Below are 24,572 nucleotides of genomic sequence, written 5' to 3' on the forward strand. Positions count from 1 at the left end.
GCCAGCACCGATTCAGGCAGCCGCTTTTGCCTCTTCCAGCGCATTGCGCACCGCGGCGAGCGCGTCATCGGCCTTGTCGCCGTCCGGACCGCCGCCCTGCGCCATGTCGGGCCGGCCACCGCCGCCCTGCCCGCCAACCGCAGCGACCGCGCGCTTCACCAGATCGACGGCATTATAGGTCGCGACGAGATCGTCGGTGACGCCGACCGCAACGGTGGCGCGACCGTCGTTGACCGCGACCAATGCGGCGACGCCCGACTCGATCCGCTTCTTGGCGTCATCGACGGCGCCGCGCAGGCCCTTTGCCTCGAAGCCGTTCAGCACCTGACCGACGAAGGCGACGCCGCCGACGGTTTCGGGACCGGCCGGGGCAGCGCCGCTGCCGCCGCCCATTGCGAGCGCCTTCTTCGCCTCGGCCAGTTCACGCTCCAGCCGGCGCTTTTCCTCGAGCAACGAGGCGACGCGGCCGGGGACTTCGTCTGGCGTGGTGCGCAGCGCGGAGGCTGCCTCGCGCAGCTTCTCGTCGCGCGAGGAGAGGTAAGCGCGCGCGGCTTCGCCGGTCAGCGCCTCGACACGGCGGACGCCTGAGGACACGGCGCCCTCGCCGATCACCTTGAACAGGCCGATGTCGCCGAGCGCACTGACATGGGTGCCGCCGCACAGCTCGACCGAATAGGTCTTGCCGCCGTCATCGCTGCCCATCGAGACGACGCGGACCTCGTCGCCGTACTTTTCGCCGAACAGCGCCATCGCGCCCATCGCGATCGCATCGTCGGGCGTCATCAGCCGGGTGGTGACGGGGGTGTTCTGGCGGATCTTGGCGTTCACCGCTGCCTCCGCATCGGCCAGTTCCTCCGCGCTCATCGCGCTGGAATGGCTGACGTCGAAGCGCAGGCGATCGGGCGCGACGAGCGAACCCTTCTGCGCGACATGCGTGCCGAGCCGCTGGCGCAGCGCCTCGTGCAGCAAGTGGGTGGCGGAGTGGTTGGCGCGGATCGCGGCGCGGCGCGCGACGTCGATCGCGAGCTTCACCGTGTCGCCGACCTTGATCTCGCCGGCGCCGAGCGTCGCGTGATGGACCCACAATTTGCCGAGCTGCTTCGAGGTGTCGGTCACCTCGGCGGCAAGGCCGGCGTCGCTGCTGATCGTGCCGGCATCGCCGACCTGACCGCCGCTCTCGGCATAGAAAGGCGTCTGGTTGACGATCACGTCGACCTGGTCGCCCGCCGCAGCCTTCTCGACGCGCGCGCCATCCTTGACCAGCGCGAGCACGACGCCCTCGCCGACATCGCTGGAATAGCCGGTGAATTCGGTCGCGCCGACTTCCTCGGCGAGGTCGAACCACAATTCGTCCGATGCCTTCGCGCCCGAGCCCTTCCAGGCGGCGCGCGCCGCGCGCTTCTGCTCCGCCATCGCGGCGTCGAAGCCGGCGCGGTCGACGCCGAACGACTGGGCGCGCAGCGCGTCCTCGGTCAGGTCATAAGGGAAGCCGAACGTGTCGTAGAGCTTGAACGCGGTTTCGCCCGGCAGCACGTCGCCCGGCTTCATCCCCGCGGTCGCCTCGTCGAGCAGCTTCAGCCCCTTGTCGAGCGTCTGGCGGAAACGGGTTTCCTCCTGCGAGAGCGTCGCCTCGATCAGCGGCTGCGCGCGGACGAGTTCGGGGTAAGCCGCGCCCATTTCGGCGACCAGCGCCGGCACCAGACGGTGCATCAACGGCTCCTTCGCGCCGAGCAGGTGCGCATGGCGCATGGCGCGGCGCATGATGCGGCGAAGGACATAGCCGCGGCCTTCGTTGGCCGGCAGCACGCCGTCGGCGACGAGGAAGCCGGCGCAGCGCAGGTGATCAGCGATGACGCGGTGGCTGGCCTGATTGGCGCCGGTCGTCGCGGTGTGGGTCAGCGCACCCGAGGCGGCGATCAGCGCCTTGAACGTGTCGGTATCATAATTGTCGTGCACGCCCTGCATGACGGCCGCGATCCGTTCCAGCCCCATGCCGGTGTCGATCGACGGTCGCGGCAGATCGCCGATGATCGTGTCCGCTTCCTGCAGGAACTGCATGAAGACGAGGTTCCACACCTCGACAAAGCGGTCGCCATCCTCGTCCGGTGAGCCGGGAGGGCCACCGGGGATATGATCGCCATGATCGTAGAAGATCTCGCTGCACGGCCCACACGGACCATCCGAGCCCATCGCCCAGAAATTGTCCTTGGTCGGGATGCGGATGATGCGGTGATCGGGCAGGCCGGCGATCTTCTTCCACAGATCGAACGCCTGATCGTCGGTGTGATAGACGGTCGCGGTCAGCTTGTCCGCGGGCAGGCCCCATTCCTTGGTCAGCAGGGTCCAGGCGTGGGTGATCGCCTGTTCCTTGAAATAATCGCCGAACGAGAAATTGCCGAGCATCTCGAAGAAGGTGTGGTGCCGGGCGGTGTAGCCGACATTGTCGAGGTCATTGTGCTTGCCGCCGGCGCGCACGCACTTCTGCGCGCTGACCGCGGTCGAATAGGGCCGAGTCTCCAGCCCGGTGAACACGTTCTTGAACGGCACCATGCCCGCATTGACGAACATCAGCGTCGGATCGTTCTGCGGCACCAAAGGCGCCGAGGGCACGATGCTGTGCCCGGCCGAGCCGAAGTAATCGAGGAAGCTGCGGCGGATGTCGTTCGTCGAGGTCATGGCGTGCGACTTAATCGGCGGCGGGCGCGCTGACCAGTATCTCTATTCCACAAGTCTCAGCAGCCGGGCTGGCGGGACGCGCCCGCTTCATGCGAGAGGGGCCGGGTGAGCGGGATCGTCTATCTGGCCGCGGCGCTGGCCGAAATCGCCGGCTGCTTTGCCTTCTGGGCCTGGCTGCGGCTGGACCGATCGGCCTGGTGGCTGGCGCCCGGGATCGGTTCGCTGTGCCTGTTCGCCTATCTGCTGACGCTGGTGGACAGCGACCAGGCAGGTCGCGCCTATGCCGCTTATGGCGGGGTGTACATTGCCGCCGCGCTGCTGTGGCTGTGGGCGATGGAGGGCGTTCGGCCCGACCGCTGGGACCTGACGGGCGCTGCCGTCTGCCTGATCGGCGCGGCGATCATCCTGTGGGGGCCGCGGGGCGGGTGACGGCGCAAGCGATCGTTTCCGCGTCCCACCGCATAAACAGATGACGCGCCGGCCATAGCATTTGTGCATCACTGCTGCAGGAAACTGCCTTGTTCGCACCCGCACAGAGGCTTGACGTTGCGACGGCAATCCCCTTCATCACGCCGGATCGACATTTTCCTCCGTTCGCTCTGCGCTTGAACCGGATGGCGGAGGCACATTCCGGGAGCATCCATGGCCAAGCGCCTGACGTTATATATCATGATCGGCCTGGCGGCCGGTATCGTGCTGGGCCTGTCGCTCAACGCGTATTTCGACGACGGCACGCCAGCTTCGGCGGCCAAATTGTCGGAAATTGCCGGCTATTTCTCCATCGTCACGACCATCTTCCTGCGGCTGATCAAGATGATCATCGCGCCGCTGGTCTTCGCCACGCTGGTCGCGGGCATCGCGCACATGGGCGATACCGCCGCGCTGGGCCGGATCGGCGGCCGCGCGGTGGCATGGTTCATCGTCGCCAGCCTCGTCAGCCTGACGCTGGGCCTGATCCTGGTGAACCTGTTCCAGCCGGGCGTCGGGCTGAATTTCCCGTTGCCGGCGACGAACGAATCGAGCGGCGTCGAACAGGCCGCGTTCAACCTCACCAATTTCTTCACCCACATCTTCCCCGCCTCCGGCATCGAGGCGATGGCGAAGAACGAGATCCTGCAGATCGTCGTCTTCTCGATCTTCATCGGCGTCGCGATCACTGCGGTCGGCGAGAAGGCCGCGCCGCTGGTCCGCGGGATCGAGGCGCTGGTGCAGGTGATGCTGACCGTCACCAATTACGTCATGCGTTTCGCGCCGCTCGCGGTGTTCGCCGCGGTGACCGGGACGCTGGCCGAGCGGGGGCCGTCGATCATCGGCAACCTCGCCTATTTCATGGGCACCTTCTACCTCGGCATCATCGTGCTGTGGCTGCTGCTGATCGGCGTCTGCTACGCCATCGTCGGACGCCGCACGACGTTGCTGGTGCGTTATATCCGCGAGCCGTTGCTGCTCGCCTTCTCCACCGCATCGTCGGAGGCCGCCTACCCCCGCACGCTGGAGGCGCTCGACAAGTTCGGCGTGCCGCCGCGCATCGCCAGCTTCGTCCTGCCGCTGGGGTATAGCTTCAACCTCGACGGCTCGATGATCTACATGACCTTCGCGACGATCTTCATCGCGCAGGCCTATGGCATCGACCTGACGCTGTGGCAGGAAATCACCATGCTGCTGGTGCTGATGATCACCAGCAAGGGGATCGCCGGCGTGCCGCGCGCAAGCCTGGTGGTGATCGCGGCGACGCTGGGGTTCTTCGACATTCCCGAGGCGGGCCTGCTGCTGATCATCGGCATCGACCATTTCCTCGACATGGGCCGAAGCGCCACCAACGTCGTGGGCAATGCGGTGGCGGCCACGGTCATCGCCAAGTGGGAGGGCGAGCTCGACCCGCTGGAGCCGGACGTGATCCCCGATCCGCACGCGCCGGCCGGGGGCGGGCCGGCCTATCCGACGCAGAGCTTTGCCGAGACACCGAAGCTGGACAGCGACAAGCGCGGCTGAGCGGGAAAGCCGGGAAAAAGGAAAGGGCGTCGCGGGTGCGGCGCCCTTTTTTTGTGGGGCGCCTAGCGGGTGGCTCGCTGGAACCGGAGCGTGCCGTCGTCGCGGTGGAGCGTCAGCGCGTCGCCCTCGACGGTGAGATGCGCGCCGGTGAGGTCGGCGACGCCGACATCATCGGGCACCAGCTGGAAGATCGCGGTGCGGCCGGCCTGCGGGTCGAGCGGCAGGCGCGTCGATGGCAGGCGGTAGCGCGGCGCGACAAAGGTGACGAAGCGGGGCGTGCGACGCTCCGTCGCGGGCAGGACCCAGCGGTCGCCCGGCGTATAGGCAGTGAGCGGCGGGCCGGAGTCGAATTCGATCACGAAATCCACCGCGGGCACGTCGGCGCCATTGGGGGCAAGGACGCGCAGGCCGAAGGGGGCGCCGGGGGTGGATTGCGGCGGCGCCGGCTCGATCGCCGGGGGGCGCGGGCGCGGATCACTGGTCAGTTCGATCACGTCGCCGGCGAGGCGCCATTTGCCCTGCGCGGTCTCATCGAGCGCGCCGACGGTCAGCGCGTAGCGGAAGGTGCCGTCGGGGCTGAGGCGGAGCGCGGCGACCAGCTCCATCTGCGCGGCGGTATAGTCACCGGCGAGCGCGGCGGCGCGAGCGGCCGCGGACGTTGGCATCGCCTGCCCCGCGGGCGCGGCGACCGGCGCGGAGGCGGCGAGCAGCAGCGCGGCGGGAAAGCGCCCGATCACGCGCGGTCAGGCGTAGGCATAGGGGCCGCCCTTGGCGAGCGCGGTCTGGTAGGCGGGGCGGGCGTGGACCTTGTCGAGCCAGGCGATCGTCGCCGGACGGCTCTGGTCGAGGCCGCCGCGGCTGCGCGCCGCCTCCAGCGGGAAGCTCATCATGATGTCGGCGGCGGTCATCGTGTCGCCGGCGAACCACGGCCGGCTGGCGAGATGCGCCTCGACATGATCGAGATGGGTGTCGATCATCGGCTGGATCCGCTTCTGCGCCACCTTGCCGAACAGGGGCACGCGCGTCAGCACCAGCTTCACCAGCAGCGGCGGCATCAGCGAGCCTTCGGCATAATGGAGCCAGAAGCGGTAATCGAGCGCGCCGCCGCGGGTGGCGGGCGCGCCGAGGCGGCCATCGGCCTTGTCGACGAGATATTCGACGATCGCGCCCGTCTCCGCGATCACGCGATGATCGTCGCGGGTGTCGACGATCACCGGCGACTTGCCGAGCGGGTGGACCCGCTTGAGCTCAGGCGGGGCGAGCATCGTCTTGCGATCCCGCTCATAACGCTGGATTTCATAGGGCAGGCCGAGTTCCTCGAGCATCCACAGCACGCGCTGCGAGCGTGAGTTTTCGAGGTGGTGGACGATGATCATGAAGCGGTCTTCCCCTGAGCGCGCGCGGTGACGATCCAGGCGGCGGCGGGGAAATCCAGCGTGGTGCCGGTGACCCGCGTGGCCAGGATCGAGCGCAAACGTGCGAGGAGCGCGGGTCGATCCGTCTCCGCCGCCTCGGCGATCACGCGGGCGACGGGGCCGATGCGGGTGAAGAAGTCGGCGGCGTCACTGGCGGGGTCGTCCCCTGCCCCGGCGTGGTAGCGATAATCGACCGGCTGGAGCGCGACATCGGTGAAGCCGGCGCTGTCGAGCAGCGCGGTGACTCGCGCGGGATCGGCGAAGGCGAAGGGACCGGGGGCATAGGCGCCGGGCGGGTCGAGGTGGCCGCCCATCTGGGCGATCGTCTCGCTGGCCCAGGGGTTTTCGGCGGCAGCGCGGAAGCAGGAGAAGACCAGGGGCGCGCCGGGGCGCAGCGCGGCGGCGATGCCGCGGAAGGCGACGGCGGGATCATCGAAGAACATGACGCCATGGCGCGAGACAGCGAGGTCGAATGGCCCCTCCCCGGCCAGCGCATCGGGGACGGCGCCGCAGACGAAGCGGGTGTTGGCAGCGGCGGCACTGGCGGCGCGATCCTGCGCGACGGCGACGAGCGGCGCGGACAGGTCGACGCCGAGGATCGAGAGCGACGGGCGTGCGGCGGCGAGCGCGAGGCTGGTGGCGCCGGCGCCGCAGCCGAGATCGGCCGCCTTCCCCTGTTCAGGCGCGAGCGCGAGGATTGCCGCGTCGAGCGCGCGCGCCAGATCGGCGAAGCTGCGGTCGGTGCGCTGCCATTCCGCCGCCCAGACGTCGCCGACGCGGGTTTGCCAGAGCGGGGCGGTGGTCATCGCAGCATCCTTTTACCGTGGAGGCCCTGCATGCCCGTCGCGCCGCGACCGGGATAGAGGGGACCGCCGCCGTCCCGGCCGGTCGGGGGCGTCTGGAGGGCGGCGGCAACGAAAAAGGGCCGGCACCTTTCGGCGGCCGGCCCCTTTTCAGAAGAACGGGATGGAGCGAACGGCGCCTCAGGCGTCGTCTTCCTCCGACGGACCGGCCATCAGCTCCTCGCCCAGACCGTCCTGGCGGGCGCGAATCTGGCGTTCGAGACGCTCGGCCACTTCGGGATTGTCGCGCAGATACCCCTTGGAGTTCTCGCGACCCTGACCGATCCGGATCGAATCGTAGCTGAACCAGGAACCCGACTTTTCTACGAGGCCGGCCTTCACGCCGAGGTCGATGATCTCGCCCAGCTTCGAGATGCCCTCACCGAACATGATGTCGAACTCGACCTGCTTGAACGGCGGCGCGACCTTGTTCTTCACCACCTTCACGCGGGTCTGGTTGCCGGTCGCCTCGTCGCGATCCTTGACCGAGCCGATGCGGCGCACGTCGAGGCGCACCGAGGCGTAGAACTTCAGCGCATTGCCGCCGGTCGTCGTTTCCGGCGAGCCGTACATCACGCCGATCTTCATTCGGATCTGGTTGATGAAGATGACGAGGCAATTGGAGCGGTTGATCGTGCCGGTCAGCTTGCGCAGCGCCTGGCTCATCAGGCGGGCCTGGAGGCCGACGTGGCTGTCGCCCATCTCGCCCTCGATCTCGGCGCGCGGCACCAGTGCGGCGACCGAGTCGACCACCAGCACGTCGATCGCGTTCGAGCGGACGAGCGTATCGACGATCTCAAGCGCCTGCTCCCCCGTGTCGGGCTGCGAGACGATCAGTTCGTCGATGTTGACGCCGAGCTTCTTGGCGTAGGCCGGATCGAGCGCGTGCTCCGCGTCGACGAAGGCTGCCATGCCGCCCGCCTTTTGCGTTTCAGCGATGGCGTGGAGCGCGAGCGTCGTCTTGCCCGAGGATTCCGGGCCGAAGATCTCGACGATGCGGCCCTTGGGCAAGCCACCGACGCCGAGCGCGATGTCGAGACCCAGGCTGCCGGTCGACACCGTTTCGACCTTCATCGCCTCCTTCTGGCCCAGCTTCATCGCCGAGCCCTTCCCGAAGGCGCGGTCAATCTGCGCAAGGGCGGCGTCGAGCGCCTTCTGACGATCCGAGTTCGCGCTAGCCATGTTGTTTGGGATCACCTTGAGATTGGCGGCCATGAGGAGGTCTCTCGCTAGATCAAGCGCGCGAACCGTTCAACGCACGATCGCAGTCGTATCGACTTTGTTCCGAAAGAACAATAGTGGAACGCGAGATTTCCAACACGCCGCCGCCGACACCCCGAACGGGGCGCCGGCAGCATGGCGAACGCTTATTGCAGGCTGGTGCCGGCGCTGCCCGGCGCCGGCGCGACTGCGGCATTGACCGCGACGGTATTGGTCGACGGCCTGGCCGCGATCCGCACCGCAGGCTCACCCTTCATGCCGGGGAAGCGCGGCCACATGCCCTGTGCGAGCGCGGCGCGGCTGACCGATTTGTCACGGCCGGTCTGCCCCTCATACATCCAGTAGTTGCGCAGCACGGTGACGACATAGCCGCGCGTTTCCCAATAAGGGATGCTTTCGATGTAGAGCAGCGGATCGCCGTTATCGCGCACCAGCGAGTTCCATTCGCCGACCGGGCGCGGGCCGGCGTTATAGGCGGCGATCACCTTGGGCAGCAGGCCCTGCGTCAGCCCCATGTCGCGCAGCCGCTCCAGATGGCGCTGGCCGATGTCGATGTTGGTCGAGGGGCGGGTCAGCGCGGCCTTGTCCACCTGAACTCCGCGTTCGCGCATGTAATCGGTCGCCGCCGCGGGCATGATCTGCATCAGGCCATAAGCGCCGGCGGGCGACACGACCTTGTTGCGGAAACCCGATTCCTGGAGCGTGTGGGCATAGACCAGCGCCTTGTCGACGCGCCAGCCGGTGTCGGGCGTCCAGTTCGGCGTCGGATAGCGCGTCTCGGCGGTGGCGACGAAGCCTTCCGGGCAATTGTGTGCGAGCCACACGACGCTGGCGGGAAGGTTCATCTGCTCGGTCACGCGGACCAGGCTGGCGAATTCCGCCTTGGGGCCGATCTTCGCCTGCTGGCGGATCACCTGGTCGGCGGCGCTGTCCTCGCCAATCTCGATCAGCGCGGCGGCGACGCGGATGTTGGGGCGGCGTTCCAGATTGGCCCAGTCGCTCGTCACCTTCTGCGGCTTGAAGGCCGCGGTCTGCATGCCGAGCGCCTGACGCGCGATCTGGCCGTAGAAGGTCTCGCTATATTGTGCGGCGTTCTTCAGCCGGCCCTCGACCCGGTCGGGGCGGCCGCACATCATGTCGGCGCGGCTGGCCCAATAGAGGCCGGCGGCGCGCATGTCGGTATCACCGGCGCGGGCGGAGACCGCCTCGAACCCCTCACCGGCAGCGGCGCAATCATTCTGGCGCCAGGCGGCGAGCGCCGACGTCCAGCGCGCATGGGTGGCCCAGTCGCCCTGCCCGCGCGCAGCCTTTTCGCCGAGGCGGCGGGCGTCGCCGTCGAGCCCCTGGAGGAAATAGATCCAGGCGACTCGCGACTGCCATTCGGTCTGCGCCTCCGGCGTCAGGCCACTGGTCGAATCGAGCAGCGATTCCGCCGCGCGGCCCATGTCCGCCTTCACATAAGGCTGCATCTTGTTGGCCAGATCGGCGGCGATCGCATCGCTGCGCGTGGCGCGGGCGCGCACGCGGGTGGGCGCGCCGTCCTGCCAGATGAGACGCTGCGCCACCGGAAGCGGCGGCAGGTCCGCGGCGCCGCGCGCACGGGCGAGGCGGGCGAGCGATTCGGCCTGGGGCAGTTCGGGCGCCTCGGTCAGCAGGCGGACCAGCGGCTCAAGCTCCACGCGGGGCGAGCCCTTGGCGGTGTAAAGTTCGGCGCGGGCGTAGCTGTGCAGCGGGCCGGGGGCCATGCCGTCGAGCGCAAGCTGCGCGTCCTGCCAGCGGCTTTCACGAATGGCGGCGAACACCGCGCGATACTGGCTGCGCTGCTCCGGCGAGAGCTGCGGCGGAATGACGGGTTTGCCGGGCGCCTCATGGCGCACCGGTTCAGCCGCGACCATCGTTGGCGCAAGCGCCACGGCCGAGACGGCCGCAAGCAGCATCCGCATCACTCAAGTCCCCTTTTCAGCAATTGCAGATCCCTCCACGCGTCGGCCTTGAGCGCGGGCCGCTCCAACAGCATGCGCGGATGGAAGCTCGCGACGACCTCCGTCGTTTGTGAGACTCTATGGTTAAGTGCATGTAAACGCCCACGGGCTTCCATGACGTTCGCCGCCAGGATGGCACGGCTCGCCGCATCGCCCATCACCAGAAGCCGCTTCGGGGCGGCCAGCGCGACGTGATGGCGGGCGATTTCGCCCAGCCGCTGTTCAAGATCGCGCGGCATCCGTCCCGCCGCCGGACGGGCGGCGCAGACGCTGGCGAGGTGCACATCGTCGCGCGAGCGGCCGATCGCGGCGAGCATCCGGTCGAACAGCCGCCCGGCCATGCCGCCAAGCAGCGAATCGGTCGAGTCCCGCTCCGGACAGTCGATCAGGATCATGAGGTCTGCGGTTGTCGGGCCGCTGGCGGTGACCAGCGGCACGCCCCATCCCGCCTCCGGCGCGGCGGTGCCGATGCGCCAGGCGAGCAGTTCCTCCAGCGTCGCCGGCAGCGTCGCCGTGACGGGGGGATCCAGCGGCGCGCCGCGCGGCTGCGCCGGTGGCGATGACGCTAGGGCAACCGGCTCTTCGCCGCCCAGCCAGTCGAACGGATCGTCGCCGACAAGCATGTCGACGCCCGCGTCCTGCCACCATTCGAGGACGCTTGCCGCGGCCAACCGCCAATTCGTGTTCTGATCTGCCCCCATAAGCCGCTTCATAGCGTTACGGTTGACGTAGCGGTCAATTCGCTCGACAGCCGATGGGGACAAGACGTTGCCGGCGCGCGCCCGATCGCTCGCTTACGATCGGGGCCGGCCAATGGAGAGAATGATGAGCGAACGCGAGTCGATGCCTTATGACGTGGTGATCGTGGGTGCGGGGCCGGCCGGCCTCAGCGCGGCGATCCGCCTGAAACAGCTCGCCGCCGAGAAGGAAGCCGACCTGTCCGTCTGCGTGCTCGAAAAGGGCAGCGAAGTGGGCGCGCATATCCTGTCGGGCGCGGTGATCGATCCGCGCAGCCTGGACGAGCTGCTGCCCAACTGGCGCGAGGACGGGTGCCCGCTGGCCGAAGTGCCGGTGACGCAGAACATCCACTGGGTGCTGAGCAAGCAGGGCAAGTTCAACCTGCCCCACCTGATGACACCGCCGTTCATGCACAACAAGGGCACCTATACCGGGAGCCTTGGCAATCTGTGCCGCTGGCTGGCGAGCAAGGCCGAGGAACTGGGTGTCGAGATCTTCCCGGGCTTCGCCGCGGCCGAGATCCTGTTCAACGAGGACGGCAGCGTGAAGGGCGTCGCGACTGGCGACATGGGCGTGGCGCGCGACGGCACCCGCAAGCCCGATTACCAGCCGGGGCTGGAGCTGCACGCGAAATACACCTTCTTCTCCGAGGGGTGCCGTGGGCATCTGTCGAAGGAGCTGATGCGCATTTTCGACCTGCGCGCTAACTGCGATCCGCAATCCTATGGCCTTGGCATCAAGGAATTGTGGGACATCGATCCCGCGATGCACGAGCCGGGCAAGGTGATCCACACGCAAGGCTGGCCGCTCAGTGAAAGCGACACCAACGGCGGCGGCTGGATCTATCACCAGGCGAACGGGCAGGTTTCGATCGGCCTCGTCACGTGGCTGAACTATTCCAACCCCTATGTCTTCCCGTTCGCCGAAATGCAGCGCTGGAAGACGCATCCCGAGATTGCGAAGCTGCTGAAGGGCGGCAAGCGGGTGAGCTATGGCGCGCGCGCGATCAGCGACGGCGGGCTTCAGTCGATCCCGAAGCTCGTCTTCCCGGGGGGCGCGCTGATCGGCGACAGCGCCGGTTTCCTCAACGTGCCGCGGATCAAGGGCACGCATACCTCGATGAAGAGCGGCATGATGGCCGCCGAGGCCGCGGTCGACGCGATCCTGTCGCAGCGCCAGGGCGACGAGCTGACCGCTTACCCCGAGGCGTTCGAGGCGTCGTGGGTGAAGAAGGAGCTGTCGATCGTCCGCAACGTCGCGCCGCTGGTGAAGAAGTTCGGCGATTTCATGGGTTCGGGCATCGCCGGCATTGCGATGTGGATGGAAAACTTCGGCCTGAAATGGCCGCTGACCATGAAGCAGCATGCCGACCATGAGACCTTGTGGCGCAAGGACATGGCCAAGAAGATCGACTATCCCAAGCCCGACGGCGTGCTGACGTTCGATCGCCTCTCCTCGGTGTTCCTGTCGAACACCAATCACGAGGAGGATCAGCCGATCCACCTGACGCTGAAGGACCCGAACATCCCGGTCGAGTACGACCTGCCGCTGTATGACGAGCCGGCGCAGCGTTACTGCCCGGCGGGCGTGTACGAGATCGTCGGCGAGGAAACGGGCGATCCGAAGTTCGTGATCAACGCGCAGAATTGCGTCCACTGCAAGACGTGCGACATCAAGGATCCGACGCAGAACATCAACTGGGTGGTGCCCGAGGGCGGTGGTGGGCCGAACTATCCCAACATGTAAGCTGCTGGCAGCGGCGGCGCTTGCGGCGATCGTCGCCGCAGCGCCGGCGCATGCCGCCGTGCCCGACCTGCTCGCTTATCTGCAGGCGCGCGCCGCCGATGGCGAGGGCGCGGCCGAGGCGGCGGCGCAGCGCTACGCCGATGCGCTGGCCGCGACGCCGGGCGACAAGGGCGTCGCCGCCTACGCCTATCGCGAGGCGATCAAGGCGGGGAACCTGAAGCTGGCGCTCGACGCCGCGGTGGCGCTGGGCAGCGCCGCCCCCGCCGACGCCGACCTGCTGATCCTCGCCAGTGCCGCCGCGCATGCGGACTTCGACACCGCCGACGCCGCGATTGCGCGGATCGGCAAGGGCCAGTTCGCGGTGATGGCGCCGCCGCTCGCCGCCTGGGCCGCGTTCGCGCGCGGCAAGGACCCCCTGCCCCTGCTGGCGGTCGGCCGCAGCGACAGCGTGGCGCGGCGCTTTGCCGGCGAAACGCGCGCGCTGATCCTGATCGCGCAAGGCAACACCCGCCAGGGGCTGACCACGCTGAGCGCGATGCTGGGCACCGGCCAGGCGAGCGAAGACCTGCGCATCATCGCCGCGCGGCTGCTGATCGGTACCGGGCGGGCGGCGGAGGCACGCGGGCTGCTGGCCGGGGACGCGGCACCGATCGCGGCGCTGCGCGACCAGCCGGGTCCGGGCGCGCAGCCATCGCTGGCATTCGGCGCGTCGGCGCTGTTCACGCGTATCGCCAGCGACCTGATCCTCGGGCCCGACAGCCCGCTGCCGCTCGCGCTGGCGCAGGCGGCGGTGATGGCGGATGCCGGCAATGATCGCGCCCGCCTGCTGCTGGCGCATACGCTGTCGCGCGCCGGTGAACCCGCGCGGGCGATCGCGACGCTGAAGGCGATTCCGCCGACCAGCCCCTATCGCGACGCGGCGCGGGCCGGCCGTGTCCAGATCCTGGCCAGCGCCGACCGCATCGACGAGGCGATCGCGGCGGCCGAGGCCGAGGCGCGCGACAACACCCCCGCATCGCTGCAACGCTATGGCGACCTCTTGATGACCGCCGACCGGCCGGCGGAGGCGGTGCCCGTCTATCGCCGGCTGATCGACAAGGGTGAGGCGGACTGGTCGACGTGGCTGCAATATGGCGCTGCGCTGGACGAGGCGGGTGACTGGCCCGGCGCGCACCGCGCCTTGCAGGAAGCGGTGCGGCTCGCGCCCGAGGAGCCGCTGGCGCTGAACTATCTCGGCTATGCGCAGATCGTGCATGGCGAGCCGGTCGCCCCGGCGCAGGCGCTGCTGGAAACGGCGAGCGCGCTGAGGCCCAATGATGCCGCGATCACCGATTCGCTGGGCTGGGCCTATCATCTGGCGGGTGACAGCAAGCGCGCGCTGCCGCTGATCGAGCGCGCGGCGGCCGCCTCCCCGGCGGATGTCGAGGTCAACGAGCATCTCGGCGACATTTACTGGACGCTGGGCAGGCGCGTCGACGCGCGATACGCATGGCGCGCGGCGCAGGTCGTCGCGGAACCCGAAACGTCCGCGCGGCTCGCGGCGAAGATCGCCAACGGACCGACGACCCACCAATGATTTCCAGCGATGTGATCGTGGAGCCGGCGCCGGCGAAGCTGAACCTTGCGCTTCACGTCCGCGCGCGGCGGGCCGACGGCTATCACGATCTGGAAACGCTGTTCGTGTTCTGCCGCGACGGCGACGTGGTGACGATTGCCGACGCGCAGGACGACAGCTTTACCATCACCGGGCCGTTCGCGAGCGCGCTGGCGGCGGCGGTGACCGACGTGGTGCCGGCGGATCGTGCTGGCTGGGCCGACAATCTGGTGACGCGTGCCGCCGACGGCTTTCTCGATACCTTTGACGTCGCGCAGCGCCATGCGATCATCCTGGAAAAGAACCTGCCCGTCGCGTCCGGGATCGGCGGGGGTTCGGCCGATGCGGCGGCGACGCTGCGCGCACTGGCGCGGCGGCATGGCGTTTCGGCCGATGATCCGCGGCTGATCGCCATCGCTGCCCGACTGGGCGCCGACGTTCCCGCCTGTCTGGCCGGGCGGACCGCCTTCGGCACCGGCAAGGGCGATGCGCTGGCGCCGCTGGATGGCTGGGCCGGTGCGCCGGTGCTGCTGGTCAATCCGGGCGTGGCGGTGTCGACCGCGGCGGTCTTTGCCGCCTGGGACGGGATCGACCGCGGGCCGCTGGACCCGGCAGACCCGATCGGCGGGCGCAACGACCTGGAGCCGGCGGCGCGCAGCCTGGCGCCGGAGATCGACCGGGTGATTGCGGTGCTTGCCGCGCAGCCCGGCGTAACGCTGGCGCGTATGTCCGGATCGGGCGCGACGTGCCTCGCGCTGTTCGAGACGGTTGCGCAGCGCGACCGCGCCGCTGCCGCGGTTGCCGCCGCCGAGCCCGGCTGGTGGCAGATGGCGAGCCGGCTGGCATGATCGGGTTCGAGATGGACGGGGCGATCGCGCGAATCACCCTCGCTCGCGATGGCCGGCGCAATGCGATGGGCGCGGCGCATTTCCACGAGCTGGCCGACATTGCCGCGGCGGTCCCGCGCGAGGCGGCGGTCGTTCTGCTGCAATCGGGCGTGCCGGGGATCTTTTCCGCCGGCGCCGACCTCAGCGAAGCCGCGCGGCTTGCCGACGCGCCCGAGCTGCGCGCGCCCTTTCGCCTCGCGATCCGCGCGGCGGTGGAATCGCTGGCGGCGCTTCCCATGCCGCTGGTCGCCGCGATCGACGGCGGCTGCCATGGCGCGGCCGTCGCGCTGATGCTGGCCGCGGACGTGCGGGTGGCGAGCAGCGACGCCAGCTTCGCGATCCCGCCGGCGCGGCTGGGCATCGGCTATCCGGCGGAGGATCTGGCGCGGCTGCTGGCGGTGGTCGGCCCGGGGCAGGCGGCGCGCCTGCTGTTCACCGCCGCGACGATCGACGCGCACGAGGCGCTGCGCATCGGGCTGGTCGACGTGATCGGCGATGGGGCGGCAATCGCGGCGCAGATCGCCGCCAACGATGCGGGTGCGCTGGTCATGCTGAAGGCGATGTTGCGTGATCCGGCCGCGCCCGACCATGCCGCCGCCTTCGAGGACAGTTTCGCCAACCCCCGCTTTCGCGCGGCGGCCCAACGGTATCGTTGATCGGGGGCGTTGATCGCGTCGCGCTGGCAGGCGATACCCTCGCCATGCCGATCGACACGAACCGCCCGTTCCTGCCCGTCAACATCGCCGTGCTGACCGTGTCCGACACGCGCGGCCTGGCCGACGATCGCTCCGGCGATACGCTCGTCGCGCGGCTGCTGGAGGCGGGGCATGTGCTGGCGCAGCGCCAAATCCTGCGCGACGATGCCGATGCGATCGTGGCGCAGCTTCACGCCTGGATCGAGGACGAGGCGATCGATTGCATCATCACCACCGGGGGCACCGGGGTGACCGGGCGCGACGTGACGCCCGAGGCGGTGGAGCGAGTCGCCGACAAGATGATCCCCGGCTTTGGCGAGCTGTTCCGGTGGCTGTCCTACCAGACGATCGGCACCTCCACCGTCCAGTCACGCGCCTGCGCCTGCGTGGCGCGCGGCACCTATATCTTTGCGCTGCCCGGATCGACCGGCGCGGTGAAGGACGGGTGGGACGGCATCCTCAAGGACCAGCTCGACAGCCGCCATCGGCCCTGCAATTTCGTCGAGCTGATGCCGCGCCTGCTGGAACGCTGAGCGCCGGCAATATTGCGCAACGCGGCGCACATCCGGCCGCCATAATCGGACACGGATCGCGGCCCGTGCGCGTCCATTTTCACATGATTTGTCAAAATGATGATGACGTGGGTTGAACATAGCAACCAACGGCGTTGCCGAACATTTCGATGTGCATGCCCACTTTCTTTTTCCGTGTCCGTACACCAGACCAGATGACCCGCCGCGCGGAAAGCTTCGAACTGCCCGATCTCAATGCCGCGCTGATCCAGGCGCAGCGGTCCGCGCGATCGCTGGTGCGCACGCCGGCACGCCGCGGGATCACTACGATGAAGGGCAGCCTGGACATCGAAAACGAGCTGAATCAGCCGCTTGCCCGCCTGACGCTGGCCGAAGTCGCGCACCAGATTTCCTGATCACCAGAGCTCCTGGAAAGGGGCCATTCGCGGAGAGGATGCGCGCGCCGGTGGCCGATGCCGCCGGGGCGCACCCGTGCCTGGGGTGGCGCGGCGCAGAACGCGACCGGCGGGCCGAAACCAGGGCAGGCAGAGCGGCTACGGCGTTCCCGTTTGCGGCCTTTCCGGCGACACGCACGGCACATTGTCGGCCGTCCAGTCGAGATCATAGGTCGCGGGCACGGTCTCGCCCTTCCCCACCGCGGCCTTGCGACCCGCGGGGTCGTAGAAGATCCAACCCATGCTGTTGTCGAACTTGGCGATCCGCGCATTGTCGCGCTCGGCCGACGCGGCATCGGTCTCCGGCCGCTCGACGCGCGATCCGCGGATCATCCGTATCGCGCCATCGCGGATCTCCCAGGCACGGTGATAATGCCGGCCGAACAGGCGATTGTCGTAGCTGGGCTTCGATGACCATTGTTCAGGCTTCGTGGATGTCGGCAAGCGCACCGTGGTGACGTGGCAGATATACTCAGGCTTGCTGTAATAGGGTGCGTTCTGGTTTGGCCCCGGCGAACGAGCGCGGCGATCGGGCGGGCTGAAGCCACCACCAGGCAACGCCAGCGACTTCCCACCGCTGTCGTCGTCATCCCAGGTCATCCTGGCCGTGCCGGAAATGGTGAGGACGCTGGCACCCGCCTTCTGATCATAGCGCCATTGGACGTCGTCGATCGTCTGCCAGAACTCGCCGATCGCATTCTGGCGAAAGCCGTCGAGCAGCTGCGGGGCGCTGATCGCGGCGAATTGCAGCTGGTTCTGCAGTCCCTTTACGCCGCGGATAATCTCGGTCGTGACAACGCGGGGCGGCGTGTCGAAGCCGGCTCGTGCGTCAATCTCGAACAGATTGATCGTGTCGGGCACGGTTGCCGGCCGCCAGGGCAGCTGCTCGAGTGCGCTGCCGGCCCGGGTGAGTGGCAGGACCCAGCCCACCGGGAACACCGGCTGTGCGTTTGGCGTGGCAACCGCGGGCAAGGTGCCGTCCAGCCAGGTTTGCTGGCCGTCAATACGGGCGCGGACAAGCACATGATCAAACACCTGCGGCAACGCGAGTCGTTGATCGAGCCCGTCGTCGTTGCCATCGGCATTGATGAGGACCGCCTCTGCCTCAATCCCAAACTCCGCCAGCAGCGCGAGAAGCAGCGCGGTCTTGCCCTTGCAGTCGCCGTAGCGGCGCTTCCAGGTTTCGTCCGCCGACGCCGGGATCACGTTACCGCCATTCAGGCCGACGTAGATGTAGCGCACATCCTGCTGCACAAGCTTCAGCGCCGCGGCAGCGCGATCGACCGGCCGCGTGTGAGCCGCGGCAATGCGGGCTGCTTCGCGCCTGATCGGAGAGTCGGCGGCGAGGGTAGCGGCCTTCGCATAGAGGGGCGCGAAGTGACGCGACAGTGAAGCCCAGTCGGCAAAGTCGCTGTATTCCACGGCGCGCTGCCAGAGATAGCGTGGCGGCGCATCGCGCGGCGGCGATAGCAGCGCGGGATTGTCGAAGCGGAATTCGAGCGCCCGCTCCTGCTTCACCATTGCCGACGTCATGTCCGGAGCAATCCTGAGCCGCGGCTCGTGCCCGGCGTCCCAGCTCAACCGTAGCCGATAGCGGCCGGGAGCCGGGGCCTGCCCCAGCAACAGCATGCCCGAATCATACGGCCCGAGCCCCGGATCGCGGGAGAAGCTGGTAAACTGCACGTCCAGTTCGTCGCCGACGCGCAGATCAGGGACGCGAAGCACCGCCGTCAGCATCCCGTCGAGCATTGCCGCTTCGAGTTGATCCTCTCGCCGCAGGATTTCGAAAGAGGCGCTCTTCAGAACGTCGACGAGCTGTCCGTCGCGCAACACGCTGATGCCATGCACGATCGGGGCTCCGGCGGCCGGGTTCCAGGCAATGGCAATATTGCCGACCTGCAGCGCGCTGGAATCCAGGATCTTCACGCGGTAGCCGAAATATTGCGCCTGGCCCTTGTCACTCAAGTGGACCAGCACATCCTGACGCAGGAATAGCAACGGACCGGTGACGGTAGCCGGCATCGGCAACAACTCGGATGGGCTCACCCAGGCGGGAGTGGGACCACGAGAGACCTTGTCGGATTGTGCATAAGCAGGCCCGGCAACAAGCATTGACGCCGCAAGGAGCAGCCCAGCACGAACATTCATCGATATTGCCCCCAACCTCTCAGGCTGCACCTGTGGCAGAAGCAGGTCACTTGCAAGATGTTGGTGCACGATAACGGGCCGCACACGCCCGCGGCTTTCGACGTGGCCGGCCGCGCACGATGCGCCGGCGCGCGGCCACCGCCCGCGCAGTGCGCGGGGATGGCGGCAATTTTTCTTGAAGTCTCTGGTCGGGGCGACAGGATTCGAACCTGCGACCCCCACACCCCCAGTGTGATGCGCTACCAGGCTGCGCTACGCCCCGACCGAGACGCGCGGCCCTACGCGGGCCGCGCGGGATATGCAAGTCGTGATCAGATCAGCTTGCGCCAATGCTGCCCGTCCCAGGCGTCGATCGACATGGCGGACGGCGAATGGGCGCGCAGCGCGCGGCCGAATGCCTTTTGATGATCGGCCTGGCCGTGCGCGGCCAGCGCCTCCGGAGTCGCCCAGCGTTCGGCGACGCGGACCAGATCGGGATCGGCCGCGTCGAACGCGAAGCTATATTCCTCGCACCCCTCTTCGGTTTTCACCACCGCGGCATGATCGGCGAACAGCGACGCGGCCTTTGCGCCCTCTCCGGCGCCAAGCTTGATCGTACCCATTACCAGGATCGTCATTACCTCTCCTTCTCGCTCGTATCCGCGCTTCCTTACCACGCGCGTGAGTTGCGCCAAGGCCGTGGCAGTGATAGCGGCGCACGCTTCCCTTGAGGTCCGTTCTGCGGGCCTCATGACCCATGTGCACGCAAGGACGGCATGTTCATCTCTCCAGCTTATGCCCAGACGGCCACGGGCGCTTCCTCGCAGGGCGGCATGGCAGGCTTTCTCAGCCTGGCGCCGCTCATCCTGGTCTTCGTCGTCTTCTACTTCCTCATGATCCGACCGCAGCAGCGCCGCATGAAGACGCTGCAAAATGCGATCGCGGCGGTGAAGAAGGGTGACACGGTCGTTACCGCCGGCGGCCTCGTCGGCAAGGTGACCAAGGTCGAGGACCAGTTCGTCGAGGTCGAGATCGCCCCCAACACCCGCGTGAAGGTCGTCAAGGCGACCCTCGCCGAGGTGACGGCGCTCGGCGCCAAGCCCGCGAACGACTGAGGCGATCCGCTCTTATGCTCGATTTCCCGCGGTGGAAGGTCATCTCGATCTGGGCAACGATCATCGCGCTTGTCGCGCTGGCGATCCCCAGTCTGTTGCCGCAGCGCATCACCGATTCGTGGGGTGCCTTCCCGCACCCGCGGATCAACCTGGGCCTTGACCTCGCGGGGGGCAGCTACCTGCTGCTCGAAGCCGATGTGAACGACATCGCGTCCGGCCGGCTCGAGGCGATGCGCGAGCAGGTGCAGACCGAGATGCGGCGCCAGCGGCCCCGCATCGAGATCGGCGACATTTCCGTCCGCGGCGGGCGCCTGTCGTTCCTGCTGCGCGATCCGAGCCAGGTGGACGCGGCGCGCGAGCGGCTGACCCAGATCACCGGCGGCGGCGTCGGCCTGACCGGCCAGCGCGAATGGGACATCCAGGTCGTCGATTCGAGCCGTATCGTCCTCACCCCGACGCAAGCCGGGCTGACGCAGGCGATCGACACCGCGATGGGCGACGCGACCGAAGTGGTCCGCCGCCGTATCGACGAGCTTGGCACGCGCGAGCCGACGATCATCCGCCAGGGATCGAACCGTATCGTCGTGCAGGTGCCGGGCCTGCAGAACCCGCAGGCGCTGAAGGACCTTCTGGGCAAGACCGCGAAGCTCGAGTTCAAGCTGGTCGACGAGACCGCGACGCCGCAGCAGCTGGCCAGCGGCCAGGCACCGGCGGGCAGCCAGATCCTTCCCTATCCCAACAATCCCGCCGGCCTGCCGGTCATTGCGGTCAAGCGGTCGGCGATCCTGACCGGCGACCAGCTGACCGATGCGCGGCAGGAATTCAGCCAGCAGACCAACGAGCCGCAGGTCGCCATCACCTTTGACAGCCAGGGCGGCCGCAAGTTCGCCCAGGTGACGCGCGAGAACGTGAACAAGCCGTTCGCGATCATCCTCGACAACCAGGTGATCTCGGCCCCCAACATCAACGAGCCGATCCTGGGCGGTCGCGCGCAGATCTCGGGCAGCTTCACGACGGAAAGCGCCAATGCGCTGGCCATCGCGCTGCGTTCGGGCAAGCTGCCGGTGACGCTGAAGGTGGTCGAGGAATCGACCGTCGGGCCGGACCTTGGCGCCGAATCGATCCGCGCCGGCATCCTCGCCTCTGCCGTGGCGGTGGCGCTGGTCGTCGCCTTCATGCTGGTCACCTATGGCCGGTTCGGCGTCTATGCGAACCTCGCCGTCGTCATCAACGTGTTCGTCATCGTCGGCGTGCTGGCGCTGATCGGCGGTACGCTGACGCTGCCCGGAATCGCTGGCTTCGTGCTGACGATCGGTACCGCGGTCGACGCCAACGTGCTGATCAACGAGCGTATCCGCGAGGAGCGGCGGCGCGGGCGATCGGTGGTCCAGTCGGTGGAACTGGGCTACAAGGAAGCCAGCCGCACGATCTTCGAGGCGAACATGACCCACGCCATTTCCGGCATCATCATGTTCCTGCTGGGCTCCGGCCCGGTGAAGGGCTTCGCGGTCGTGCTGCTGATCGGCATCGCCACCAGCGTGTTCACCGCCGTCCTCTTCACCCGCATGCTGACGGCGCAGTGGCTGCGTCGCGCCAAGCCGAAGACGATCAACATATGACCTGGGGCCGATCGATGAGCGACCGTCGCCCCGGGAACATGCCGGGGTTTCGTGCCGCAGCGGCACGTACCAGCAACAAGGAAACCCCGGCTGCGGCCGGGGTGGCGGGTTGAGACTATGAAACTGCTGAAACTCGTCCCCGACGATACCAATTTCGACTTTGTCCGCCTGCGTAGCTGGGCATTCGGCCTGACGCTGATCCTGTCGGTGCTGGCGATCGGCGTGACCTTCGCCAAGGGCCTGAACTTCGGCGTCGATTTCGAAGGCGGCCTGATGATCGAGGAGCGGTTTGCGTCTCCGCCGGATCTCGACAAGCTGCGCTCCGTTGTCGACGCGCAGGGGCTGGGCGAAGCATCGCTGCAGCAGTTCGGCGATCCGCGCACGCTGACCATCCGCCTGCCCGTGCAGGAGGGCGCCGACGAAGGCGCGACCAACGCCGCGGTGAAGAAGGTGGAAGTCGCGATTGCCGAGGCATTCCCCGGCGCGACGTTCAGCCGCTATTCGACGATTTCTGGCAAGGTTTCGGGCGAGCTGATCCGCAACGGCATCCTGGCGGTCGTGCTGTCGATCCTGGGCATCGGCCTGTTCGCGATCGTCCGGTTCGAATGGCAGTTCGGCGTGTCGACGATCGCGGCGATCATCCACGATCTGTTGATGACGCTTGGCTTCTTCGCGCTGACGCAGTTCGAGTTCGACCTCAACATCGTCGCCGCGGTGCTGACGATCGTCGGCTATTCGATCAACGACAAGATCGTCATCGACGACCGTATCCGCGAGAATATGCGCCGGTATCGCAAGATGGACATGCGCGAGATCGTGAACCTGTCGGTCAACGAGACGCTGCCGCGTACCGTGATGACGTCGGTCACCATCCTGCTGGCGCTGGGCGCGCTGCTGTTCCTGGGCGGCCATGTGCTGCGCGGGTTCACCGCGGCGATGATCCTGGGCATCGTGGTCGGCACCTATTCGTCGATCTACGTGTCGTCGTCGCTGCTGATCACGCTGGGCCTGCGCTCGGACCCCAGCATCGAGCGCGCGCCGCGCGGTGGCGGGATCGACAATGCCGAGCGGATCGCCCCGCGCGAGCCGCGCGCCGAGTGACCAGCGCATGAAGATGAGCCGGGAGCGTGACGCGGGCGGGCCGATCGTGCGTGGCCTGTCGGCGGCGGGATTCCGGCTCGACGAGACGACCGTCCTCACCGCCGCGTTGCTGACGGTCTCTGACGCCGAGGCTTGGACTCCCCCGCCGCTCGCGGAATTGACCGAGGAAGCGCTGGCGCCGATCCTGGACCCGGCGCCCGAGTTCATCCTGATCGGCACCGGAGACACGCTGGCGCGCCCGCCTCGTGCACTGGTTGACGCGCTGGACGCGCGGGGGATCGGGGTAGAGGCGATGGACAGCCGCGCCGCGGCAAAGGCGTGGGGCGTGCTGCGCAGCGAGGGGCGGCAGATCGGCGCCGCGCTCTACCCGCTGGGTGGTAATCCCCAGCGCTGAGCTCACCGCCCCCCGCTCAACAAACAGCACCGCACAACAAAAAGGCGCCCGGCAATCTGCCCGGCGCCTTTTCTTTTGTCGTGGCGGCAGCGTGCGCTGCCATCCGCGGGGGCGCCGCGGCGCCCCCCTTCCCCGTACGGTCAGGCCGCGGCGGGGCGGCGGGCGAAGACGCCGAAGCTCAGGATCACCGCATAGCAGGCGACCGGCAGGATGAGCGCGAAGGCGAGGCTGCCCGTCATATCCGCCACGGTGCCGTAGAGCGGCGGGATGACCGCACCGCCGACGATCGCGGTGGCGATGACGCCCGACCCCTCTGCCGCGCGCCGCCCGAGGCCTTCGGAGGCGAGGCTGAAGATCGTGGGGAACATGATCGAATTGGTCAGGCCAACCGCGATCAGCGCCCAGCCAGCGGCGGTGCCGGTGGTGTTGGCGGAGAAAGCAAGCAGCGCGATCGCGCCGGTGCCGGCGAATGCGAGCACCTTCCCCGGCGAGACAAGCCGCAGCACGGCCGAGCCGATGAAGCGGCCGAGCAGCGCGCCACCCCAGTAGAAGGGCACGTAATTGCCCGCGATGTTGAGCGGCACGTTCCACACGTCCGGCTGCGCCAAATAGACGACGAGGTTCGACCCGATCGCGACCTCCGCACCGACGTAGAGGAAGATGCACAGCACGCCGAACGCGAAGCGCGGGCGAGACAGGAGCGTCAGCGCGTGGAAGATCGAGCCGGTCTGCTCCTGCTCCTCCTGCAGCCGGTTGCGGCGCGTCCACACGACGGCAGCAATGACCAGCAGCGCGACGGCGAGGCCGATATAGGTGTGGACGATCGTCCGCGACGCCTCGATGCGGTAGGCGTCGAGGGCGGGGCCGCTCAACGTCGCGGCGCTGACGCCGGCGAGACCGCCCAGGATCAGCGTCGAGCCGACGCGCGGGAAGATGGTCGTGCCAAGCGAGTTGAACGCCTGCGCAAACGTCAGGCGGCTATGCGCGGTGCGGGCCGGACCGAGCAGCGAGATGAGCGGGTTCGCGACGACCTGCACCACCGTGATGCCGGCGCCGAGCACGAAGAGCGCGAGCAGGAACATGCCGAACGTCGCCGAGCTGGACGCCGGGATGAACAACAGGCAGCCGACCGTCATCGTGACGAGGCCGATCGAGGCAGTGCGCATGTAGCCGGCACGACGGACGATCGCCGCAGCGGGCAGCGAGAACAGCAGATAAGCGAGGAAGAACGCCGAGTTTACCAGATTTGCCTGCGCATGGCTGAGCGTGAACAGCTCCTGCAGCTTGGGCATGATGATGTCATTGAGGCTGGTGATGCCGCCAAAGATGAAGAACAGCGCAAAGACGAACCAGCGCAGGTCCGGCGCATCGACGTGCGCGCCGTCCCCCGTATCGGGCGACGGATCAGCGCTGTTGCTGGTCGTCGCGCCGTGAGCGAAAGCCATGAAAAATCCCCTCCGA

At 67.9% G+C, this 24,572-nt stretch carries 22 protein-coding genes and 1 tRNA gene; 12 read left to right on the forward strand and 11 right to left on the reverse strand.

The window, feature by feature from the left end:
• Nucleotides 1-12: 12 nt before the first annotated feature.
• The gene (alaS, locus tag L8F96_RS03515) at nucleotides 13-2,676 is read right to left on the reverse strand and encodes an alanine--tRNA ligase (RefSeq protein ID WP_334655099.1); all 2,664 of its coding nucleotides are present in this window, start codon (nucleotides 2,674-2,676) and stop codon (nucleotides 13-15) included.
• A gap of 105 nt (nucleotides 2,677-2,781) precedes the next feature.
• Here alaS and L8F96_RS03520 point away from each other — a divergent pair, with 105 nt between their 5' ends.
• Both L8F96_RS03520 and L8F96_RS03525 read left to right on the forward strand, forming a co-directional pair.
• Nucleotides 2,782-3,105 carry a YnfA family protein gene (locus L8F96_RS03520; RefSeq protein ID WP_046409281.1) on the forward strand — a complete coding sequence of 108 codons (324 nt, stop codon included), beginning with the start codon at nucleotides 2,782-2,784 and terminating at the stop codon, nucleotides 3,103-3,105.
• Between the two features lie 213 nt (nucleotides 3,106-3,318).
• Nucleotides 3,319-4,668: a dicarboxylate/amino acid:cation symporter gene (locus L8F96_RS03525; protein WP_046409280.1), complete on the forward strand. Its 1,350-nt coding sequence runs from the start codon at nucleotides 3,319-3,321 to the stop codon at nucleotides 4,666-4,668.
• A 62-nt stretch (nucleotides 4,669-4,730) separates the two neighbouring features.
• Here the strand turns inward: L8F96_RS03525 and L8F96_RS03530 are convergent, their stop codons facing one another.
• From L8F96_RS03530 to L8F96_RS03555, 6 genes are all read right to left on the reverse strand, one after another.
• A complete protein-coding gene (locus L8F96_RS03530; RefSeq protein ID WP_334655100.1) occupies nucleotides 4,731-5,405 on the reverse strand; it encodes a hypothetical protein in 675 nt (224 codons plus the stop codon).
• Between the two features lie 6 nt (nucleotides 5,406-5,411).
• On the reverse strand, nucleotides 5,412-6,044 hold the full coding sequence (locus L8F96_RS03535; protein ID WP_125945461.1) for a glutathione S-transferase family protein: 633 nt from the start codon (nucleotides 6,042-6,044) through the stop codon (nucleotides 5,412-5,414).
• Nucleotides 6,041-6,889: a class I SAM-dependent methyltransferase gene (locus L8F96_RS03540; protein ID WP_334655101.1), complete on the reverse strand. Its 849-nt coding sequence runs from the start codon at nucleotides 6,887-6,889 to the stop codon at nucleotides 6,041-6,043. The genes L8F96_RS03535 and L8F96_RS03540 overlap by 4 nt, the downstream gene beginning before the upstream one ends.
• Nucleotides 6,890-7,066: 177 nt before the next feature.
• Entirely contained in the window at nucleotides 7,067-8,140 is a 1,074-nt protein-coding gene (gene recA, locus L8F96_RS03545) for a recombinase RecA (protein ID WP_046409277.1), read from the reverse strand.
• Nucleotides 8,141-8,292: 152 nt separating this feature from the next.
• Nucleotides 8,293-10,089, reverse strand: coding sequence for a lytic transglycosylase domain-containing protein (locus tag L8F96_RS03550; protein ID WP_417158930.1), 1,797 nt, complete (start codon nucleotides 10,087-10,089; stop codon nucleotides 8,293-8,295).
• A complete protein-coding gene (locus tag L8F96_RS03555; protein WP_125945458.1) occupies nucleotides 10,089-10,829 on the reverse strand; it encodes a uracil-DNA glycosylase in 741 nt (246 codons plus the stop codon). Before L8F96_RS03555 ends, L8F96_RS03550 begins: the two co-directional genes overlap by 1 nt.
• A 124-nt stretch (nucleotides 10,830-10,953) precedes the next feature.
• Between L8F96_RS03555 and L8F96_RS03560 the strand changes: the two genes are divergently transcribed.
• The 6 genes from L8F96_RS03560 to L8F96_RS03585 all read left to right on the forward strand — a co-directional run bounded on the left by L8F96_RS03560 (nucleotide 10,954) and on the right by L8F96_RS03585 (nucleotide 16,716).
• Nucleotides 10,954-12,612, forward strand: coding sequence for an electron transfer flavoprotein-ubiquinone oxidoreductase (locus L8F96_RS03560; protein WP_125945457.1), 1,659 nt, complete (start codon nucleotides 10,954-10,956; stop codon nucleotides 12,610-12,612).
• Nucleotides 12,587-14,188: a tetratricopeptide repeat protein gene (locus L8F96_RS03565; RefSeq protein ID WP_334655103.1), complete on the forward strand. Its 1,602-nt coding sequence runs from the start codon at nucleotides 12,587-12,589 to the stop codon at nucleotides 14,186-14,188. The genes L8F96_RS03560 and L8F96_RS03565 overlap by 26 nt, the downstream gene beginning before the upstream one ends.
• Nucleotides 14,185-15,054: a 4-(cytidine 5'-diphospho)-2-C-methyl-D-erythritol kinase gene (locus tag L8F96_RS03570; protein WP_334655104.1), complete on the forward strand. Its 870-nt coding sequence runs from the start codon at nucleotides 14,185-14,187 to the stop codon at nucleotides 15,052-15,054. Before L8F96_RS03565 ends, L8F96_RS03570 begins: the two co-directional genes overlap by 4 nt.
• Entirely contained in the window at nucleotides 15,051-15,749 is a 699-nt protein-coding gene (locus tag L8F96_RS03575) for an enoyl-CoA hydratase/isomerase family protein (RefSeq protein WP_046409274.1), read from the forward strand. The genes L8F96_RS03570 and L8F96_RS03575 overlap by 4 nt, the downstream gene beginning before the upstream one ends.
• Nucleotides 15,750-15,793: 44 nt before the next feature.
• Nucleotides 15,794-16,321: a molybdenum cofactor biosynthesis protein B gene (gene moaB, locus L8F96_RS03580; protein WP_046409336.1), complete on the forward strand. Its 528-nt coding sequence runs from the start codon at nucleotides 15,794-15,796 to the stop codon at nucleotides 16,319-16,321.
• Between the two features lie 155 nt (nucleotides 16,322-16,476).
• Nucleotides 16,477-16,716: a DUF6894 family protein gene (locus tag L8F96_RS03585; protein ID WP_046409335.1), complete on the forward strand. Its 240-nt coding sequence runs from the start codon at nucleotides 16,477-16,479 to the stop codon at nucleotides 16,714-16,716.
• Nucleotides 16,717-16,854: 138 nt separating this feature from the next.
• Here L8F96_RS03585 and L8F96_RS03590 read toward each other — a convergent pair whose 3' ends face one another.
• The 3 genes from L8F96_RS03590 to L8F96_RS03600 all read right to left on the reverse strand — a co-directional run bounded on the left by L8F96_RS03590 (nucleotide 16,855) and on the right by L8F96_RS03600 (nucleotide 19,520).
• Complete coding sequence (locus L8F96_RS03590; RefSeq protein ID WP_334655105.1) at nucleotides 16,855-18,777, reverse strand: DUF3857 domain-containing protein; 1,923 nt, start codon at nucleotides 18,775-18,777, stop codon at nucleotides 16,855-16,857.
• A 311-nt stretch (nucleotides 18,778-19,088) separates the two neighbouring features.
• Nucleotides 19,089-19,165 (reverse strand) — tRNA-Pro (locus L8F96_RS03595).
• Nucleotides 19,166-19,214: 49 nt separating this feature from the next.
• Nucleotides 19,215-19,520, reverse strand: coding sequence for a putative quinol monooxygenase (locus L8F96_RS03600; protein ID WP_046409273.1), 306 nt, complete (start codon nucleotides 19,518-19,520; stop codon nucleotides 19,215-19,217).
• Between the two features lie 138 nt (nucleotides 19,521-19,658).
• On the opposite strand from L8F96_RS03600, the gene yajC reads away from it, so the two are divergent.
• The 4 genes from yajC to L8F96_RS03620 all read left to right on the forward strand — a co-directional run bounded on the left by yajC (nucleotide 19,659) and on the right by L8F96_RS03620 (nucleotide 23,111).
• The gene (yajC, locus tag L8F96_RS03605; protein WP_046409272.1) at nucleotides 19,659-19,997 is read left to right on the forward strand and encodes a preprotein translocase subunit YajC; all 339 of its coding nucleotides are present in this window, start codon (nucleotides 19,659-19,661) and stop codon (nucleotides 19,995-19,997) included.
• Nucleotides 19,998-20,011: 14 nt separating this feature from the next.
• Nucleotides 20,012-21,616, forward strand: a complete 1,605-nt coding sequence (gene secD, locus L8F96_RS03610) for a protein translocase subunit SecD (RefSeq protein WP_046409271.1) — start codon at nucleotides 20,012-20,014, stop codon at nucleotides 21,614-21,616.
• A gap of 117 nt (nucleotides 21,617-21,733) precedes the next feature.
• A complete protein-coding gene (secF, locus tag L8F96_RS03615; protein ID WP_046409270.1) occupies nucleotides 21,734-22,717 on the forward strand; it encodes a protein translocase subunit SecF in 984 nt (327 codons plus the stop codon).
• Between the two features lie 7 nt (nucleotides 22,718-22,724).
• Nucleotides 22,725-23,111: an Mth938-like domain-containing protein gene (locus L8F96_RS03620; protein ID WP_334655106.1), complete on the forward strand. Its 387-nt coding sequence runs from the start codon at nucleotides 22,725-22,727 to the stop codon at nucleotides 23,109-23,111.
• A 140-nt stretch (nucleotides 23,112-23,251) separates the two neighbouring features.
• Here L8F96_RS03620 and L8F96_RS03625 read toward each other — a convergent pair whose 3' ends face one another.
• A complete protein-coding gene (locus L8F96_RS03625; protein ID WP_046409268.1) occupies nucleotides 23,252-24,556 on the reverse strand; it encodes a sugar MFS transporter in 1,305 nt (434 codons plus the stop codon).
• Between the last annotated feature and the right edge of the window lie 16 nt (nucleotides 24,557-24,572).

This window comes from Sphingomonas panaciterrae, assembly GCF_036890205.1.
Taxonomy (GTDB): Bacteria; Pseudomonadota; Alphaproteobacteria; order Sphingomonadales; family Sphingomonadaceae; genus Sphingomonas; species Sphingomonas panaciterrae.